Genomic DNA, 19,360 nt, shown 5'->3' with positions numbered 1-19,360 from the left:
ATTCGTAGGGGGAGGTGGGATCGGTTTCGGGTGGGTTGGGTGTTGGTTTGATCATGGTGAAGCTCCTGAGGTTATGGAGCCACTTTCCCCCTGTCGCTAAACAAGTGAAGGTGGCAGCTGTACGCAGGTTAGCGAACCGGTCTCAGGCACCCCGGTAGACCCGAAGGTCTCCCGCATACAGCCGCCATAACGTTATTGCGGGCGACAAATCCCGCAACGAAGCCATGATCGCTGATGCACTGAGTTGATCCGAGTCGCTAAACCCGATCGCTGATTCTTCAGCGACCGGACCACAATAGAACCCGGCCCCCAGGTGCACAAGCCGGCGGATTCTGGCTTGGCTGTAGGCAATGGCGCAAGGATTTGTAGCCTTGAGACCGTGTCAGCAGGTGTCTTTTAAACAGCTTCGTTTAAATCGAAAAAATGCGCCGCATTCGATGGCCTTTTCGCGAGCAGGCTCGCTCCCACAGCGGCCGTATTCCAAATGTCCGATTGGGAATGCATTTCAAACGGTGGGAGCGAGCCTGCTCGCGAAGGGGTCAGCCCAATCAGCCGATAATCCCAAGTAAAACCGCTCTATTTCATTCCCTGGCAAAAGTTGGAAAGCTTCTTGCAATAGCCGCCCTGCGCCCGTTCGGGGCGTCAAAAGTTTGCTTTAAAGGAACGGGGAAAACCGGTGGATCGCACTCAGTTATTCAATACAGCACGCACCAACGTTGCCGACCTCAGTCGAGGCAATCTGGGCGTGCCGTTGTTGCTGCTGGTCATGCTGGCGATGATGATGTTGCCAGTACCGCCGTTCCTGCTCGACGTCTTCTTTACCTTCAACATCGCTCTGTCGATCGTCGTCCTGCTGGTCTGCGTGTATGCGCTGCGGCCGCTGGATTTCGCGGTGTTCCCGACCATTCTGCTGGTGGCGACGCTGCTGCGGCTGGCCTTGAACGTGGCGTCGACGCGGGTGGTGATGCTCCACGGTCAGGACGGCCACGCCGCTGCCGGTAAGGTGATTCAGGCCTTCGGTGAGGTGGTGATCGGCGGTAACTACGTGGTCGGTATCGTGGTCTTCGCGATCCTCATGATCATCAACTTCGTCGTGGTGACCAAGGGTGCCGGGCGGATTTCCGAGGTGAGCGCGCGTTTCACCCTCGATGCGATGCCCGGCAAACAAATGGCGATCGACGCCGACCTCAACGCCGGTCTGATCGACCAGAATCAAGCCAAGTCGCGCCGTCAGGAAGTCGCCCAGGAGGCGGAGTTCTACGGTTCGATGGACGGTGCGAGCAAGTTCGTCCGCGGTGACGCCATCGCCGGCCTGCTGATTCTGTTCATCAACCTCATCGGCGGTATGGCGGTCGGTATCTTCCAGCACGGCATGAGCTTCGGCGATGCCGGCAAGGTTTACGCTTTGTTGACTATCGGTGACGGTTTGGTGGCGCAATTGCCATCACTGTTGTTATCGACAGCGGCGGCGATCATGGTGACCCGTGCCTCCGGCTCGGAAGACATGGGCAAGCAGATCAACCGCCAGATGTTCGCCTCGCCGAAAGCGCTGGCCGTGGCCGCTGGTTTGATGGCGGTGATGGGCTTGGTGCCAGGCATGCCGCACTTCTCCTTCCTGAGCATGGCGGCGCTGGCTGCGGGCGGCGCGTACCTGTTCTGGAAGAAGCAGAACGTCGCCAAGGTTGTGGCGCTGGAAGAGGTCAAGCGTCAGCAGGAACTGCTGCCGTCGCCGGCCCGCGCCATGGAAACCAAAGAGCTGGGCTGGGACGACGTTACGCCGATCGACATGATCGGCCTGGAAGTCGGCTACCGCCTGATTCCGCTGGTGGACCGCAATCAGGGTGGGCAATTGCTTGCGCGGATCAAGGGCGTGCGCAAGAAGCTCTCGCAGGATCTGGGCTTCCTGATGCCGACCGTGCACATCCGCGACAACCTCGATCTGGCGCCGAGCGCGTATCGCTTGACGCTGATGGGCGTGATCCTCGCCGAGGCCGAGATCTACCCGGATCGCGAACTGGCGATCAACCCGGGCCAGGTGTACGGCTCGCTCAACGGTATCAACGCCAAAGATCCGGCTTTCGGCCTGGAGGCGGTGTGGATCGAAATCAGCCAGCGCGCCCAGGCGCAATCGCTCGGCTACACCGTGGTCGACGCCAGCACCGTGGTCGCCACCCACTTGAACCAGATTCTGTACAAGCACTCCAGTGAGCTGATCGGCCACGAGGAAGTGCAGCAACTTATGCAATTGCTGGCCAAGAGCTCGCCGAAACTGGCGGAAGAGCTGGTGCCGGGCGTGGTTTCGCTGTCGCAGTTGCTCAAAGTTCTGCAAGCGCTGCTCGCTGAGCACGTGCCGGTGCGTGACATCCGCAGCATCGCCGAGGCGATCGCGAACAACGCTGCCAAGAGTCAAGATACCGCCGCGCTGGTCGCCGCTGTGCGGGTCGGCGTATCCCGTGCAATCGTCCAAAGCATTGTAGGCACTGAGTCCGAGCTGCCTGTAATCACATTGGAACCAAGGTTGGAACAGATATTGCTCAATAGTCTGCAGAAGGCAGGACAAGGCTCGGAAGAGGGCGTTCTGCTGGAGCCGAGCATGGCCGAGAAGCTGCAGCGTTCGTTGATCGAAGCGGCCCAGCGTCAGGAAATGCAAGGCCAACCGGTGATCCTGCTGGTAGCCGGCCCGATTCGCGCGATGCTCTCGCGCTTCGGCCGCCTCGCAGTGCCAGGGCTGCATGTACTGGCCTACCAGGAAGTACCGGACAACAAGCAAGTGACCATCGTTGCGACAGTAGGGCCCAACGGCTGAGGTAGTGGTTTATGCAAGTTAAGCGTTTTTTCGCCGCCGATATGCGTCAGGCCATGAAGCTGGTTCGCGATGAGCTGGGCGCTGATGCCGCCATCATCGGCAACCGCCGCATTGCCGGCGGCGTCGAGTTGACGGCGGCTCTGGATTACAAATTGTCGGCGCTGGCGCCACGGGTTCCGAACATGGAACTCGAAGACGAGCTGCGCAAGACCCAGTCGCGCATCGTCACCGCCCAGGCCGAGCTGAGCCTGCGTGGCGAAGCCGACGGCAACACCAATCAGCAGTTGTTCGCCGGGCTGCCGTTGACCGCAGGCCTGCCGCTGACCGCTGCCGAGCCGCTGAGCGAGCCGACCTACGCCGCACCGACGCGCCCGGCCGCAGCGCCTGCGCAGGCCTCGGCGGGCGTCGATCCGCGTGCCCTGGATTCGATGCGTTTTGAATTGAACAGCCTGCGCGAGCTGATGGAAGTGCAGCTCGGCACCCTGGCCTGGAATCAGTTGCAAGGCAGCCGTCCGGCCCAGGCCAATCTGTATCGCCGTCTGCAGCGCATCGGCCTGTCCGGCCCGCTGTCGCGCGATCTGTTGGCGATGATCACCGATATCGAAGAACCCCGTCAGGCCTGGCGCATGCTGCTCGCGCACCTGGCGCGGATGATTGCCGTACCGGAAGTCGAGCCGCTGGAAGAGGGCGGTGTGATTGCCATGGTTGGCCCCGCCGGCATGGGCAAGACCACCACGCTGGCCAAGCTCGCCGCGCGTTACGTGCTCAAGTACGGCGCGCAGAACGTTGCACTGGTGAGCATGGACAGCTTCCGCATCGGCGCGCAGGAACAACTGAAAACCCTCGGGCGCATCCTCAACGTGCCGGTAACGCACGTCGATCCAGGTCAGTCGCTGGTGCAGGCATTGGATCCACTGCTACGCAAACGCGTGGTTTTGATCGATACTGCCGGGCTGCAAGCCAGTGATCCGGCGTTGCGCATGCAGCTTGAGAGCCTGGCCGGGCGTGGCATTCGCTCAAAAAATTATCTGGTCCTGGCAACCACCAGCCAGAAACAGGTTCTAACCGCCGCTTATCACAGTTACAAGCGTTGCGGGCTGGCCGGCTGCATCCTGACTAAACTGGATGAAACGGCCAGTCTCGGCGAAGTGTTGAGCCTGGCGATCAGTCATGAATTGCCGGTCGCGTATCTGACCGATGGCCCACGGATTCCGGATGATTTGCATCTGCCGCGCCGTCATCAACTGGTCAGCCGCGCCGTCAGCGTGCAAATGCAGGAAGAACCCAGCGAAGAAGCCATGGCTGACATGTTCGCTGATATCTATCACAGCCCGACCAAGCAGGTTGGCTGAGGTAATCATGAACAGTTTTTGTACCTACATCGATGGTCTGCCACGCATTGTTCCGATCAGGAACGCGCAGCCAGTAATGTGGCCTCCGTCTATGCAAGACAAGGTAAAGAAATAACATGGGCAGCATGCATCCCGTACAGGTGATCGCGGTGACCGGCGGCAAAGGTGGCGTCGGCAAGACTAACGTGTCAGTGAACTTGTCGCTGGCGCTGGCAGAGCTTGGCCGTCGGGTCATGCTGCTGGACGCCGACCTGGGCCTGGCGAACGTCGACGTTCTGCTGGGGCTGACACCCAAGCGCACACTGGCCGACGTTATCGAAGGCCGTTGCGAACTGCGCGACGTGCTGTTGCAAGGCCCGGGCGGGATTCGCATCGTGCCGGCGGCCTCCGGCACGCAGAGCATGGTGCACCTGAGCCCGGCGCAACACGCCGGCCTGATCCAGGCGTTCAGCGACATCGGCGACAATCTCGACGTGCTGGTGATCGACACCGCTGCGGGTATTGGTGACTCGGTAGTCAGTTTCGTACGCGCCGCGCAAGAGGTGTTGCTGGTGGTCTGCGACGAGCCGACTTCGATCACCGACGCTTACGCGCTGATCAAGTTGCTCAACCGCGACTACGGCATGAACCGCTTCCGCGTGCTGGCCAACATGGCGCAGAGCCCGCAGGAAGGGCGCAACCTGTTCGCCAAGTTGACCAAGGTCACCGATCGCTTCCTCGACGTCGCCCTACAATACGTCGGCGCCGTGCCGTACGACGAAAGCGTGCGCAAGGCAGTGCAGAAGCAGCGCGCCGTCTACGAAGCCTTTCCCCGTTCCAAGTGCGCGCTGGCCTTCAAGGCCATCGCCCAGAAGGTCGACACCTGGCCGCTGCCGGCCAACCCGCGCGGGCATCTGGAATTTTTCGTCGAGCGTCTCGTGCAGCAAACCGCAGGGCCTGTGATATGACCGCCAGTGGCATGAATCTTTACAAAAAGTCGGCGCGTGACGCGCAATACGAATTGATCGAGCGCTACGCGCCACTGGTCAAGCGCATTGCCTATCACTTGCTGGCGCGCCTGCCGGCCAGCGTGCAGGTCGAAGACCTGATCCAGGCCGGGATGATCGGTTTGCTCGAAGTCTCGACCAAATACGACGCCAGCAAAGGCGCCAGTTTCGAAACGTACGCGGGCATTCGAATCCGCGGCGCGATGCTCGATGAAGTGCGCAAAGGGGATTGGGCGCCACGCTCGGTTCACCGTAATACCAGGATGGTCAGCGACGCGATTCGCTCGATTGAAGCTAAAACCGGCCGTGACGCTAAAGATCACGAGGTTGCGGCCGAACTCCAATTGAGTCTCGACGATTACTACGGGATTCTGAATGACACCTTGGGCAGTCGCCTGTTCAGTTTCGACGACCTGTTGCAGGACGGCGAACACGAAGGGCTGCACGAGGATGGCGCGAGTGCTCATATGGAGCCGTCACGCGATCTGGAAGATGAACGCTTCCAGGCGGCGCTGGCGGACGCGATTGCCAATTTGCCGGAGCGTGAGCGACTGGTGTTGGCGCTGTACTACGACGAAGAGCTGAACCTCAAGGAAATCGGTGAAGTCCTTGGCGTCAGTGAATCGCGGGTCAGCCAGTTACACAGCCAGTGCGCGGCCCGTCTGCGGGGGCGTTTGGGGGAGTGGCGAGCGCGCTGAAGGCAGTGTGGGGACACTGCGAAACGAGGCTGGTGCGGTGATGAACGGCGCCGGTCTCGATCCGTTGTGCTCCAGACAAACTTTAAGTGCTGCGCCGATTGATTGAAGTGGCGCGTCCAGGTGCTGGGCGCGTTTAAGACTGCTTGGAGGTCGAATTGAACAAAGACATGAAAATCCTCATCGTTGATGACTTCTCAACGATGCGGCGGATCATCAAGAACCTGCTGCGCGATCTTGGGTTCACCAACACCGTCGAGGCCGACGATGGCACCACTGCCATTCCGGTGCTCAACAGCGGCAGCATCGACTTTCTGGTAACGGACTGGAACATGCCGGGCATGACCGGTATCGACCTGCTGCGTCACGTGCGCGCCGATGAAAAACTCAAGCACCTCCCGGTGTTGATGGTGACTGCTGAAGCCAAGCGCGAGCAGATCATCGAGGCCGCCCAGGCCGGTGTGAACGGTTACGTGGTCAAACCTTTCACGGCTCAAGCGTTGAAAGACAAAATCGAGAAGATTTTCGAACGCATCGGCTGATGAATGCGCGGGGGAGCTATGGAGCATAACGAATCATCACAGGGCGATTTCGAATCGACCCTGAAAAAACACGCGGTCGAACTGGTCGAGAGCCTTGAAAAAGGCAGGTTCGGCGACGCGGTGCAACTGATCCATGAGCTCAATCAGACCCGTGACCGCGGCCTGTATCAGGAAGTGGGCAAGCTCACACGTGAACTGCACAGTGCGATCGTCAATTTCCAGATTGATCCGCACATGCCGCAGGCCGAGGAAGTGTCGCAAATCACCGACGCCACCGAACGCCTGGGCTATGTGGTCAAGCTGACGGAAGCCGCGGCCAACCGCACCATGGATCTGGTGGAAAGCGCCACGCCGGTGGTCAACAGTCTCGCTGATGAAGCGCAGACGTTGAGCGCCGATTGGGGCCGCTTCATGCGTCGCGAGGTCGGGGCTGAAGAGTTCCGCGAACTGGCGCGCCGGGTCGACGGTTTTCTGTCACGCAGCAGCACGGACAACCGTGCGGTGTCGAGCAACCTCAACGACATCCTGCTGGCTCAGGATTACCAGGACCTCACAGGTCAAGTGATCAAGCGTGTGACCCAACTGGTCACCGAAGTCGAAAGCAATCTGCTCAAACTCGTGCTCATGGCCAGTCAGGTCGACCGCTTTGCGGGCATCGAACATGACCGCGCCGCAATGCTTGCTGAAAAAGATCCACAAAAACATCTCTCGCAGGGTGAAGGTCCGCAGATTCATGCCGATAAACGAGAAGACGTTGTGTCCGGTCAGGACGATGTGGACGATTTGTTATCCAGCCTTGGATTCTAGAGTTTCGGAATTCGGGTTTTTTGGGTTTTTAGACCTGTAGGAGCACCCCATTAATGAGCTTCGGCGCCGATGAAGAGATCCTTCAGGATTTCCTGGTTGAGGCCGGCGAGATTCTTGAGCAACTGTCCGAACAACTGGTCGAGCTGGAAAGCCGCCCGGATGATGCAGATCTGCTCAATGCAATTTTTCGCGGTTTCCACACTGTAAAAGGGGGCGCCGGCTTCCTTCAGCTCAATGAGCTGGTGGAGTGCTGTCACATCGCCGAAAACGTGTTCGACATCCTGCGCAAGGGTGAGCGTCGCGTTGATGCAGAACTGATGGACGTGGTGCTCGAAGCACTGGACGCGGTGAACAGCATGTTCAGCGAAGTCCGTGAACGTGCACCGATCACCGCTGCCACGCCGGAACTGCTGGCCGCGCTGGCGCGTCTGGCCGAGCCGCAATCGGCGGATGAAGCCGTTGCCGCGCCAGTGGAAGTGGTGGAAGAACCGGTCGCCGAAAGCGCATCGGACGACATCACCGATAACGAATTCGAACAACTGCTGGACTCGCTGAATGCCGTCAAGGCCCAGGCCGAGGCCCCGGCCGCTGCTGTGGCGCCCGCGCAGGTTGCCGACACGGCGGCCAGCGATGAAATCACCGACGCCGAATTTGAATCGCTGCTCGATCAACTGCACGGCAAAGGCCAGTTTGCTGTCGATGCTGTCGCTCCGGCGGCACCAGCAGCGCCGGCCGCACCTGCTGCGGGCGACAGCTCGGACATCACCGACGACGAATTCGAAGCCTTGCTCGATCAGTTGCACGGCAAGGGCAACTTCGCCGTTGACGCGCTGGAATCGGCCATCGCTTCGGCCCCGGCCGCACCTGCTGCACCGGCAGCCGCTGCGGCCGGCAGTGATCTGATCAGCGATCACGAATTCGAATCGCTGCTCGACGAATTGCACGGCAAAGGCAAGTTTGACGCCAGCGCTGCGACTGCCGGCTCTGCGTCGAGCGTCGCCACGCCAGCGGCGAAAGCTCCGGCTGCCGCTGCTGCGCCGAAACCTGCCGCCAAGCCTGAACCGAAAGCCGAGGCGCCGAAACCGGCCGCCGCTGCTGCACCGGCTGCGGCCCGTGCCCCAGCCGCTGCTCCGGCGGAAAAACCGGCCAGCGAAGCGGAAACCACCGTGCGCGTCGATACCGCGCGGCTCGACGAGATCATGAACATGGTCGGCGAGCTGGTGCTGGTGCGTAACCGTCTGGTGCGCCTGGGCCTCAACAGCGGCGACGAAGCCATGTCCAAGGCCGTGTCGAACCTCGACGTGGTCACCGCTGACCTGCAGACCGCCGTGATGAAGACGCGGATGCAGCCGATCAAGAAGGTCTTCGGGCGCTTCCCGCGTCTGGTTCGCGACCTCGCACGTCAGCTCAAGAAAGAAATCAACCTGGAACTGGTGGGTGAAGAAACCGACCTCGACAAAAACCTTGTCGAGGCTCTTGCCGACCCGCTGGTCCACTTGGTGCGCAACGCTGTCGACCACGGCATCGAGTCGCCGGAAGAACGCGAAGCATCGGGCAAGGCTCGTGGCGGTCGCGTGGTGCTGGCGGCCGAGCAGGAAGGCGACCATATCCTGCTGTCGATCTCCGACGACGGCAAAGGCATGGACCCGAACGTCCTGCGTTCGATCGCGGTAAAACGCGGTGTGATGGACAAGGACGCGGCCGATCGCCTGAGCGATACCGAGTGCTACAACCTGATCTTCGCCCCGGGTTTCTCGACCAAGACCGAGATCTCCGACGTGTCCGGCCGTGGTGTCGGCATGGACGTGGTGAAGACCAAGATTTCCCAGCTCAACGGTTCGATCAACATCTACTCGACCAAGGGCCAGGGCTCGAAGATCGTCATCAAGGTGCCGCTGACCCTGGCGATCATGCCGACGCTGATGGTCATGCTCGGCAATCAGGCGTTCGCGTTCCCGCTGGTCAACGTCAACGAAATCTTCCACCTCGACCTGTCGACCACCAATGTCGTCGACGGTCAGGAGGTGGTGATCGTGCGCGACAAGGCGCTGCCATTGTTCTACCTCAAGCGCTGGCTGGTCAGCTCCGCCGCTCACGAAGAGCAGCGCGAAGGCCATGTGGTGATTCTTTCGGTGGGCACACAGCGGATCGGCTTCGTCGTCGATCAGCTGGTCGGCCAGGAAGAAGTGGTCATCAAGCCATTGGGCAAAATGCTCCAGGGAACTCCGGGCATGTCCGGCGCCACCATCACCGGTGACGGCCGCATTGCGCTGATTCTCGATGTTCCAAGCATGCTCAAGCGTTACGCCACAAAGCGTATTTGAATCCGGGGCGGCGGCGCGATGACGCGCCGCTGCACCTAATGGAGTGTTTATGGCAGTCAAAGTCCTGGTGGTGGACGATTCGGGTTTTTTCCGCCGCCGCGTCTCGGAAATTCTTTCGGCGGATCCGAGCATCCAGGTGGTCGGCACGGCCACCAACGGTAAAGAGGCGATCGATCAGGCCATGGCCCTCAAGCCTGACGTGATCACCATGGACTACGAGATGCCGATGATGGACGGCATCACGGCAGTGCGGCACATCATGCAACGCTGCCCGACCCCGGTGTTGATGTTCTCCTCGCTGACCCACGAAGGCGCGCGGGTAACCCTCGATGCGCTGGACGCCGGCGCGGTGGATTTCCTGCCGAAGAATTTCGAAGACATCTCGCGCAACCCTGAGAAGGTCAAGCAACTGCTGTGCGAGAAAGTCCACAGCATCTCGCGCAGCAATCGTCGTTTCAGTGCCTACAGCGCGCCGGCTCCCGCCGCTGCGCCAGCGCCGACGCCTGCTCCGGCAGCGTCGAGCTACGGCAGCCACACGAGCCACAGCAGCCCTGTCCCGGCACGTCCGGCGCCCGCGCCAGCGCCTGCTCGCGCATCCGCTGCCAGCGCTTCGTCGCCAGCACCGAAACGCAAAGCCTACAAACTGGTAGCCATCGGTACTTCGACTGGCGGCCCGGTTGCGCTGCAACGCGTACTGACGCAGTTGCCGGCGAACTTCCCGGCGCCGATCGTGTTGATCCAGCACATGCCGGCGGCGTTCACCAAAGCGTTTGCCGAACGTCTCGACAAACTCTGCCGCATCAGCGTCAAGGAAGCCGAGGATGGCGACATCCTGCGTCCGGGCCTGGCGCTGCTGGCGCCGGGTGGCAAGCAGATGATGATCGACGGCCGTGGCGCGGTGAAGATTTTGCCGGGTGACGAACGTCTGAATTACAAGCCGTGCGTGGACATCACTTTCGGTTCTGCAGCCAAGTCCTACGGCGACAAAGTTCTGGCAGTGGTGCTGACCGGCATGGGCGCCGACGGCCGCGAAGGCGCGCGTCTGCTCAAGCAGGGCGGCAGTTCGGTGTGGGCGCAGGACGAAGCAAGCTGCGTGATCTACGGCATGCCGATGGCCATCGTCAAAGCCGATCTGGCTGACGCCGTGTATGGTCTGGACGACATCGGCAAGCACATCGTCGAGGCGTGTATCTGATGGATGTTCTCAGCCTTATCGGCCTCATCATGGCGTTCGTCGCCATCATCGGCGGCAACTACCTTGAAGGCGGCCACCTCGGCGCGCTGGCCAACGGCCCGGCAGCGCTGATCGTGCTGGGCGGCACGGTCGGTGCTGCGCTGCTGCAATCGCCGATGAGCGCGTTCAAGCGCGCTATGCAGATTCTCGGCTGGATCTTCTTTCCACCGCGTGTCGACCTGGCCGGCGGCATCGACCGCGTGGTCAATTGGAGCCTTACGGCGCGCAAGGAAGGCTTGCTCGGCCTCGAAGGCGTGGCCGACGCCGAACCTGACAGCTACTCGCGCAAAGGTCTGCAACTGCTGGTCGACGGCGCCGAGCCGGAGGCGATTCGCAGCATTCTCGAAGTGGATTTCTACACTCAGGAATCCCGCGATATCGAAGCGGCCAAGGTGTTCGAAAGCATGGGCGGCTACGCGCCGACCATCGGCATCATCGGTGCGGTGATGGGCCTGATTCACGTGATGGGCAACCTCGCCGATCCGTCGCAACTGGGTAACGGCATTGCCGTGGCGTTCGTCGCGACCATCTATGGCGTGGCCAGTGCCAACCTGATCCTCTTGCCGGTCGCGGCGAAGCTCAAGTCCATCGCGTTGCGGCAGTCGCGTTATCGCGAAATGTTGCTGGAAGGAATTCTGTCGATCGCCGAAGGTGAAAACCCTCGTTCCATTGAGTTGAAGCTGCAAGGCTTCATGGATTAAGGGAATAACCTCATGGCTCGTCGTCGCCACCAGGAAGAACACGTCAATCACGAGCGCTGGCTCGTGTCCTACGCGGATTTCATCACTTTGCTGTTCGCGTTTTTCGTGGTGATGTACTCGATCTCGTCGATCAACGAAGGCAAGTACAAAGTCATTTCCGAAGCGCTGATCGGCGTGTTTACCGACTCCGATCGCTCGCTCAAACCGATTCCGATCGGCGACGAACGACCGAAAACCGTGACCCCGGCCAAGCCGCTGGTCAAGGATGCCGAGCAGGTCGACGCCGGTATTTCCGGGGCCAGCGACCCGCTGAAAAGCATCGCCGATGACATCAGCGCCGCCTTCGGTGATTTGATCAGCTCCAACCAGATGACCGTGCGCGGCAACGAGTTGTGGGTCGAGATCGAGCTCAATTCCAGCCTGTTGTTTGGCAGCGGCGACGCCATGCCGAGCGACATCGCGTTCAACATCATCGACAAGGTCGCGGCCATCCTCAAACCGTTCGACAACCCGATCCACGTCGAAGGCTTCACCGACGATCAACCGATCCGCACCGCGCAGTACCCGACCAACTGGGAACTGTCTTCGGCGCGTTCGGCGAGCATCGTGCGGATGCTCGCCATGCAGGGCGTGAACCCTGGGCGACTGGCGTCGGTGGGCTACGGCGAATTCCAGCCAGTGGCCAACAACGCCACGGTCGAAGGCCGGGCGAAGAACCGTCGTGTGGTGCTGGTGGTGTCGCGCAATCTCGATGTGCGCCGCAGCCTGACGGGCACCGGAACCGCCAATGCGCAACCGGACGCGGCGTTGAAGCGCGCTGGCACACAAACTGCACCGACCCCGGTCAAGACGCCGGGACGCGAGAGTGCCGTCAATTCTCCGTCGCCCGCATTAACACGCTGAAGCATGTCTCGGTCAATCAACCTGGCCGGGAGGAACGAACTGAATGAGAGTCTGGGCAGTCGCCAATCAAAAGGGTGGTGTCGGTAAAACCACATCCTCCATCGCTTTAGCCGGATTGCTGGCCGAGGCGGGCAAGCGCGTGGTTGTGGTCGATCTCGACCCGCACGGCTCGATGACCAGCTATTTCGGCTACGACCCCGACAGCCTGGAACACAGCAACTACGACCTGTTTCTGCACAAGGGCAGCGTGCCGCACGGCCTGCCGGGGCAGTTGCTGTTGTCGACCAGCGACGAACGCATTTCCCTGCTGCCATCGAGCACCGCACTGGCCACCCTTGAGCGCCAGTCGCCGGGGCAGAGTGGCTTGGGTCTGGTGATCGCCAAGAGTCTGGCGCAACTGTGGCAGGACTTCGATTACGCGATCATCGACAGCCCGCCGTTGCTCGGTGTGCTGATGGTCAACGCCCTCGCGGCGAGCCAGCAATTGGTGATCCCGGTGCAGACCGAGCACCTCGCCGTGAAAGGTCTGGAGCGCATGGTCAACACCCTGGCGATGATCAATCGCTCGCGCAAACAGCCGTTGCCGTTCAGCATCGTGCCGACCCTGTTTGACCGCCGCACGCAGGCGTCGATGGGCACCTTGCGCGTGCTGCGTGACAAATTCCCCGACGACATCTGGCACGGCTACATCCCGGTCGATACCCGTCTGCGCGACGCCAGCCGGGCGGGCGTCACGCCTTCGCAATTCGACGGCAAGAGCCGTGGCGTGCTGGCCTACCGCGCGCTGCTCAAGCACCTGCTCGCGCAGCAACTTGTTCCGCAGGTGGCCTGAGATGATTTCGATCTGTTTGCCCGAACCCTGTGGGAGCGAGCCTGCTCGCGAAGCAGACAACGCGGTTTCCCTGTCAGGCGCTGATCACCGATGAACCGCCCAGTGAAACTCACGTCACGTCCGCAACAGGCCTTGCAGTCCTATCTGGAAGACCTGCTGCTCGACTTGCCCGAGGACTTGCCTGCGCCGGTCGAAGCGCTGCCGCCAGTCGTCGAACCGGCGCAGCCTGATGTGGTGGAAAGCACCGAGGCCATGGACGAGTTCCAGGCCGCGGTGCTGGAAGAGCAGGCCCGTGACGCGCAGAAATCTGCCGGCCCGGTCGCCGCGCCCGCTGCTGCCCCGGTGGCCAAAGCACCGGTGGCGCTGATCGATGAACCGCGTGCGCCACTGTCGACACTGGCGCCGCTGCTGCAAACACAATTATTGACCGTGCCGGAACCCGAACCGGAGCCAGAACCCGCGCCGCAGATTGCTGAGCCGCAGGTGCTGGTCCCGCCGCTGGTCGAAGTGCATCTGCCGCCGAACAACCCGCCGCCACCGGTCGAGCCCGATGGCCGTCCGGCCTGGGCTGCCGAAGCCTTCGAATGCTTGCTGTTCGATGTTGCCGGGTTGACCCTGGCGGTGCCGCTGGTGTGCCTTGGCTCGATCTATTCGCTGGCCGGCCACGAGCTGACGCCGCTGTTTGGCCAGCCGGAGTGGTTCCTCGGCATTCTGCCGAGCCAGGCCGGTAATTTGAAAGTCTTGGACACCGCGCGCTGGGTCATGCCGGATCGTTATCGCGATGACTTTCGGCAGGGCCTGCAATACGTGATTTCGGTACAAGGTTACGAGTGGGGGCTGGCGGTGCATCAGGTCAGCCGCTCGTTGCGCCTGGACCCGAATGAAATCAAATGGAGAAGTCACCGGGGTCAGCGGCCATGGCTCGCCGGCACCGTGATCGAGCACATGTGTGCATTGCTTGACGTATCCGCGCTGGCCGAGTTGATCGCCAGCGGCGGGGCAAAGCACTTGAGTGGCAACAAGCCGCTACATAAACCGACATAGCAGCCGACATAACAATCAGGCGATGGCATTTTCCAGTGCCACCACACAGAACACACACCGCCCGGGGCGGTTTTTTCGAGGGGTCAGGGTATGAGTAGTCAGGCGTCGAATGCAAAAGGTTCTGAAGATCCGATCCTGCAATGGGTGACCTTCAAACTGGATAACGAAACCTACGGCATCAACGTGATGCGCGTGCAGGAAGTGCTGCGCTACACCGAGATCGCGCCGGTGCCGGGTGCACCGAGCTACGTGCTGGGCATCATCAACCTGCGCGGCAACGTGGTCACCGTGATCGACACCCGTCAGCGCTTCGGCCTGCACAGCGGCGAGATCAGCGACAACACCCGTATCGTCATCATCGAAGCCGACAAGCAAGTCGTCGGCATCATGGTCGACAGCGTCGCCGAAGTGGTTTACCTGCGTCAGTCGGAAATCGAAACCGCACCGAACGTCGGTAACGAAGAGTCGGCCAAGTTCATCCAGGGCGTGTGCAACAAGAACAACGAACTGCTGATTCTGGTCGAGCTGGACAAGATGATGAGCGAAGAAGAATGGTCGGAACTGGAGAGCATCTGATTTGATTCTCGAGGTTGCGGTAATTGTTCTGTTCCTGTTCTGGGCCGGCACGCTGGCGATGTTCGTCTCGTACATCAAGGCGCAGCGAGTGATCGCTGCACAGCAGGCCCAGGGTGATGCGCTGCGTGATCAGCGCATCAAGGAACTGGCCAAACGCGTCGACGATTACCAGAACGGCAACGTGCGCATGGGCGAGGCCCTGCACGAGTTGCGCGCGGTGGTAAGCCCGTTGCCGGACAAGATCGTTGCCCTGGAACAACGCGACCCGTCGAGCCTGTCATTCGCCCAGGCGGCGAAACTGGTAGGCATGGGCGCCAGCGTCGATGAACTGACTCAGTCGTGCGGGTTGACCCAGGCTGAAGCGGAGTTGATGCGCAAGTTGCACAAGGGCAGCTAGGAGCTTCAGGCTTCGAGCGGCAAGCTAGACCAAAAGATCGCAGCCTTCGGTAGCGCCTACAAAAATCTCATGTAGGTGTTGCCGAAGGCTGCGATCTTTTCATTTGCGCATAAAGTACCGCCTGTCGGGACTGTCAGATCTTACAGTAGATAACGATGTTCCATGCTCAACATACTCGAAATTAATTCAATTTCATCCGGGTATGAATATGAAACTTATACTGCTATTGCCTTTGGTTTTTTCCGCCACTGTTAACGCCATGTCTGGTCAGGCGTTGGTGACGGATATGAATGCCCGATACAAAAGCACTGTATCGCAGTGTTCAAACGGAACACCTGCCTACTATTGCTCCGGTGTTCTTCTGCGGGCGGTGGATTACAGTACGAGTTTCGAGTTCTGGGATTACGGATTCAAGGCGACAACCCTCGGTTCTGTTGCGTTTACTTATATCCGCTCGGATGTGGGCAGTACGACGTTGAACGGAAACAGAAAAAGCGGGTTCATCCTGAAAGATCAAACGTCAGCTCTAGTTGACGACAAGGCACTGAATCTGCGCTGCATATATCCTTTCCCGACTGAATCACTTGATGCTCGCGCCGAGCATGGATGTGGGTTTGCGCCTAAATCGGCGCTACTGAATGTGGATCTGGCCAATTGCGCCAAGCTCGCGGTACCGGCTACAACAGCAGGGGCATGGCTGAAAAACTTTCAGGAGCATGGTTCGCTGCCCAAGAATCAATGTTCTTTGAGCACTGTGGTTGCGGTCCAGTTCAAGGCTACTCTGGAAGCTCACAAATTGGTGAGCGCGGCTTGGACGACTAAACCTACTGAAGTCCTGATAGAGACGTGGGACAGAAGTAGACCGGAAAAGCTGCCATTAGAGGCGCTGTTTTATGAAAGCTCAGCGCCGGAAAAGTTGGCAGATGCACAGAGATTTCAACGGGAATACTATTTAGAAACATCGCTGTATGTACCAATCGTGAGACTGAACCTCACAGCAGTGAATGCAAATGTATTCAGCTACTCGACTACTGATCAGGTGTTCGGTCAATCGGCAGCCGAACGTTTGAACAATAAATATGCCAACGTAGCAAACGACTGTGGAGGCCGGGCTGCTTACTATTGCAGTGGTGTGATTATGAGGGTGACCGGCACTAGTCCTAAATACCATGCTTGGGACCCGAGTCCACACTCGATAAAAACAGGCGGCGTGTCGTTCTCCTATTTTCGAAAGGATTTAGGCATCGAAACTCTGGTGTGGGGCGAAACTCAAGGGTTTATTTTCAAGGATTTTGATACTGCCGAGAAATTGGGTAGTTATTCCACGCCCCTGTTATGTTCGTATCCATCTGATGCGAATACATTTAGTCGGCCAACCGATAGGGGATGTGGCCCGAATGATTACTACCCGCAAACCAGTCGTTCATGTCCACAAGTGGGCGTGACGACAATTGAACAATGGAAAGTCCATTATCGTTCAGTGGGTGGGTCAGGTTATTTTTCTCAAAGAAATAGGAATCAATGCGGTTTTGCAGCTGATAAGAGTCAGTTCGCGTTAAGTCTACAAGCTCGGAATAATTTCGAGCGGCCAGCGGAAGAGCGGCCATACCATAATGAAGTGATGTTGAGAACTTGGCCGGAGGGGATACCTGCGCAATTACCTATTGCGGCTTTTTTTTACCTGTTTAACCAATCTCGTGCAGTAGGGGTGGAGGGGGCGAAATATGCGCAGCAAGATTATTTTAATGTTACAGGGGGCTTGTTGCCGGTTATACGGGTTACTTTGATCGATGGCTCGCCGACTGCATTCAGTTTTCATGAGGATGAGCAGTCGGAAATCTGGAAGTAAGCTTCGAAAAAACTTTATGGTTTACCGGCTTTTAAAGTGTTGATTTCTCTCCTTTTCAATGTTTTTTGAGGCTGAAAGAATGAAATGTCTTTTATGTTTATTTTCACTGTTTGTCGCGCAGGCTAGTGCCATGTCTGGTCAGGCGTTGGTGACGGATATGAATGCCCGATACAAAAGCACTGTATCGCAGTGTTCAAACGGAACACCTGCCTACTATTGCTCCGGTGTTCTTCTGCGGGCGGTGGATTACAGTACGAGTTTCGAGTTCTGGGATTACGGATTCAAGGCGACAACCCTCGGTTCTGTTGCGTTTACTTATATCCGCTCGGATGTGGGCAGTACGACGTTGAACGGAAACAGAAAAAGCGGGTTCATCCTGAAAGATCAAACGTCAGCTCTAGTTGACGACAAGGCACTGAATCTGCGCTGCATATATCCTTTCCCGACTGAATCACTTGATGCTCGCGCCGAGCATGGATGTGGGTTTGCGCCTAAATCGGCGCTACTGAATGTGGATCTGGCCAATTGCGCCAAGCTCGCGGTACCGGCTACAACAGCAGGGGCATGGCTGAAAAACTTTCAGGAGCATGGTTCGCTGCCCAAGAACCAATGCTCGTTGAGTACTGTGGTAGCCGCGCAATTCAAAGCCAGCCTCGAAGCGCATAAACTTGTTGATGCCAACTGGACGGCCAAGCCGCTAGAGGTTTTGGTTCAGACCTGGGATGAAACCAAGCCAGAGCTATTACCTGTAGAGGCGGTATTCTATGATGGCTCGACTCCAGCAAAATTGGCAGATGCACAGAAGTTTCAACGTGATTATTATTTGGCGACCTCGCTTTATATACCCATCGTCAAGTTGAATTTATCTGCATCTGACAAGAATGTGTTCAGTTTTTCCAGTGCAGAGCAGGTTTATGGGCAGACAGTAGCGGAGCAGCTGAATGCCCGTTTCTTGGATGTTTCAAACGATTGCAGTGGAAGATCTGCTTATTTTTGTAATGGCATATTGATCAGGGCAGCAAAGGCAACAAGCAGTTATCACGCTTGGGATCCCAGTCCCAACTCGATCACCCGCAACGGGGTGTCTTTCTCTTTCCTTCGCAAGGACCTAAAGGTGAAGGCACTTTATAACGCGGAGCAGCATGGTTTCATATTCAAGTCTATGGACTTTGCCATCAAGTCGAATTCACAACCTGTGACGGTACGTTGCTCATTTCCCGGAGATGGCGCAGCTGGAACGTATAGGGCGCAATACTGTGGGCGCCACCAGTATTTTCCAAATGAAGGCGATTCTTGTGAAGAAATGAATATTCTTACCCTTGATGCATGGAAAGCACACTATCACTCGGTCAGCGGGACGGCGAATCGCCTTTATCATCAGTGCAGTCTAGGTCCTGACAAAGCGCAGTTCACAATTTTTTTACAAGGACGAAGCCATTTTGAACACGCCGCTGATCTTGATTGGGCCAATGAAGTCGTTATCGCTCCATGGCCTGCAGGTATTCCGCAGAAGCTACCCTTGGAGGCGTTCGTTTATGTTTATTCCTCCACTCCGGCGGCTGCTTTGAATGGTGCCCGCTTCATGCAAAATGATTATTTTGAGCAAACAAGCAGTTACCTCCCCATTATACGGCTGACCTTCAACGGAGAGGCCGCATCATTTAGTTTTCATTTGGATGAACAGATAATTTCGCCAGTCGGGAAGCAGACGCACCAATGAGTTTTGAAGTGTGAGATCGAGGATGATTTTGCCGGGTTTGTAGCAGGATTGGTAATTGAGCTCGGTGTTTAAGTCTTGGTCAGAGGATGAAAATATGGAATGTAAGTCAAATTTCATTCCATGTTTTGAGTGTTTTCAAGGCTTGTTCATAGTGTTGCGCGCAGCAGTCGGGAGAACATCAGGTTATCGCCAGAGGCCGATCGATGAAGGCTGTAATTAATCAGTACCTCCTTGCCTCTATTTTCTGAGCGCCATTGCTCAGGAATGCTGAAGTTCATCGAAGAATCGTTCTGGATGGGCAGAGCTGACAGACGCCTCGCTATCGATTGCATCGACGACCTCCAGGATCGGAATGATCAGGTTTATCGGGGAAGGTTTTGCAATGGTCAATGTCTCGGTTCGGAAGGTATGCCGGCCCGAAGCGAAGCGTACTTTCAGGGTATGTCCTGCAACCATCCCGGTGTAATGGGGCACCTGCACATTGATGTAATGTCGGCCATACACATTGTTAAAATTCAGCTGGTCCGCCGGCGCTTCGAGTACCTTCGGGCGACGCAGATCCCATGACATCTGTTCAATAGCCATGCTTGAC

The 19,360-nt window shown here is 58.3% G+C and carries 17 protein-coding genes; 16 read left to right on the top strand and 1 reads right to left on the bottom strand.

Translation table 11 applies throughout. The annotated features are described in order from the left end of the window. The first annotated feature begins 676 nt into the window (after nucleotides 1-676). The 16 genes from flhA to D8U82_RS14365 all read left to right on the top strand — a co-directional run bounded on the left by flhA (nucleotide 677) and on the right by D8U82_RS14365 (nucleotide 18,768). Nucleotides 677-2,806, top strand: coding sequence for a flagellar biosynthesis protein FlhA (gene flhA / locus D8U82_RS14440; protein ID WP_016771062.1), 2,130 nt, complete (start codon nucleotides 677-679; stop codon nucleotides 2,804-2,806). 11 nt (nucleotides 2,807-2,817) lie between these two features. Then, a complete protein-coding gene (gene flhF, locus D8U82_RS14435; protein WP_024012117.1) occupies nucleotides 2,818-4,158 on the top strand; it encodes a flagellar biosynthesis protein FlhF in 1,341 nt (446 codons plus the stop codon). A 116-nt stretch (nucleotides 4,159-4,274) separates the two neighbouring features. Beyond that, entirely contained in the window at nucleotides 4,275-5,105 is an 831-nt protein-coding gene (gene fleN / locus D8U82_RS14430) for a flagellar synthesis regulator FleN (RefSeq protein ID WP_016771060.1), read from the top strand. Beyond that, complete coding sequence (gene fliA, locus D8U82_RS14425; protein ID WP_016771059.1) at nucleotides 5,102-5,842, top strand: RNA polymerase sigma factor FliA; 741 nt, start codon at nucleotides 5,102-5,104, stop codon at nucleotides 5,840-5,842. Before fleN ends, fliA begins: the two co-directional genes overlap by 4 nt. A gap of 167 nt (nucleotides 5,843-6,009) precedes the next feature. Next, a complete protein-coding gene (locus tag D8U82_RS14420; RefSeq protein ID WP_024012118.1) occupies nucleotides 6,010-6,381 on the top strand; it encodes a chemotaxis response regulator CheY in 372 nt (123 codons plus the stop codon). A gap of 18 nt (nucleotides 6,382-6,399) precedes the next feature. Then, a complete protein-coding gene (locus D8U82_RS14415; protein ID WP_042607546.1) occupies nucleotides 6,400-7,188 on the top strand; it encodes a protein phosphatase CheZ in 789 nt (262 codons plus the stop codon). Between the two features lie 53 nt (nucleotides 7,189-7,241). After that, complete coding sequence (locus D8U82_RS14410) at nucleotides 7,242-9,512, top strand: chemotaxis protein CheA (RefSeq protein ID WP_130902404.1); 2,271 nt, start codon at nucleotides 7,242-7,244, stop codon at nucleotides 9,510-9,512. Nucleotides 9,513-9,561: 49 nt separating this feature from the next. After that, nucleotides 9,562-10,707 (top strand): chemotaxis response regulator protein-glutamate methylesterase, encoded by a 1,146-nt coding sequence (locus D8U82_RS14405; protein ID WP_056783833.1) that lies wholly within the window; start codon nucleotides 9,562-9,564, stop codon nucleotides 10,705-10,707. Further along, entirely contained in the window at nucleotides 10,707-11,447 is a 741-nt protein-coding gene (locus tag D8U82_RS14400) for a flagellar motor protein (protein ID WP_016771055.1), read from the top strand. Before D8U82_RS14405 ends, D8U82_RS14400 begins: the two co-directional genes overlap by 1 nt. A 12-nt stretch (nucleotides 11,448-11,459) precedes the next feature. Next, nucleotides 11,460-12,350, top strand: a complete 891-nt coding sequence (gene motD, locus D8U82_RS14395; RefSeq protein ID WP_016771054.1) for a flagellar motor protein MotD — start codon at nucleotides 11,460-11,462, stop codon at nucleotides 12,348-12,350. Between the two features lie 43 nt (nucleotides 12,351-12,393). Continuing rightward, nucleotides 12,394-13,182 (top strand): ParA family protein, encoded by a 789-nt coding sequence (locus tag D8U82_RS14390; RefSeq protein ID WP_130902403.1) that lies wholly within the window; start codon nucleotides 12,394-12,396, stop codon nucleotides 13,180-13,182. Between the two features lie 90 nt (nucleotides 13,183-13,272). Continuing rightward, complete coding sequence (locus D8U82_RS14385; RefSeq protein WP_130902402.1) at nucleotides 13,273-14,226, top strand: CheW domain-containing protein; 954 nt, start codon at nucleotides 13,273-13,275, stop codon at nucleotides 14,224-14,226. 90 nt (nucleotides 14,227-14,316) lie between these two features. After that, nucleotides 14,317-14,802: a chemotaxis protein CheW gene (locus tag D8U82_RS14380; RefSeq protein ID WP_016771050.1), complete on the top strand. Its 486-nt coding sequence runs from the start codon at nucleotides 14,317-14,319 to the stop codon at nucleotides 14,800-14,802. Between the two features lies 1 nt (nucleotide 14,803). Next, nucleotides 14,804-15,199: a DUF2802 domain-containing protein gene (locus D8U82_RS14375; protein ID WP_016771049.1), complete on the top strand. Its 396-nt coding sequence runs from the start codon at nucleotides 14,804-14,806 to the stop codon at nucleotides 15,197-15,199. Nucleotides 15,200-15,407: 208 nt separating this feature from the next. Then, nucleotides 15,408-17,048, top strand: a complete 1,641-nt coding sequence (locus tag D8U82_RS28120) for a hypothetical protein (protein WP_177434134.1) — start codon at nucleotides 15,408-15,410, stop codon at nucleotides 17,046-17,048. A 130-nt stretch (nucleotides 17,049-17,178) separates the two neighbouring features. Continuing rightward, the gene (locus tag D8U82_RS14365) at nucleotides 17,179-18,768 is read left to right on the top strand and encodes a hypothetical protein (RefSeq protein ID WP_241668061.1); all 1,590 of its coding nucleotides are present in this window, start codon (nucleotides 17,179-17,181) and stop codon (nucleotides 18,766-18,768) included. A gap of 258 nt (nucleotides 18,769-19,026) precedes the next feature. On the opposite strand, the gene D8U82_RS14360 is transcribed toward D8U82_RS14365, so the two are convergent. Then, nucleotides 19,027-19,353 (bottom strand): hypothetical protein, encoded by a 327-nt coding sequence (locus tag D8U82_RS14360; protein ID WP_130902400.1) that lies wholly within the window; start codon nucleotides 19,351-19,353, stop codon nucleotides 19,027-19,029. Nucleotides 19,354-19,360 lie beyond the last annotated feature (7 nt).

The organism is Pseudomonas sp. Sample_23 (assembly GCF_004307595.1).
GTDB classification, from domain to species: Bacteria; Pseudomonadota; Gammaproteobacteria; order Pseudomonadales; family Pseudomonadaceae; genus Aquipseudomonas; species Aquipseudomonas atacamensis.
The sequence above is the reverse complement of the archived record's forward strand: the minus strand, read 5'-3'. Positions and strand labels throughout refer to the sequence as shown.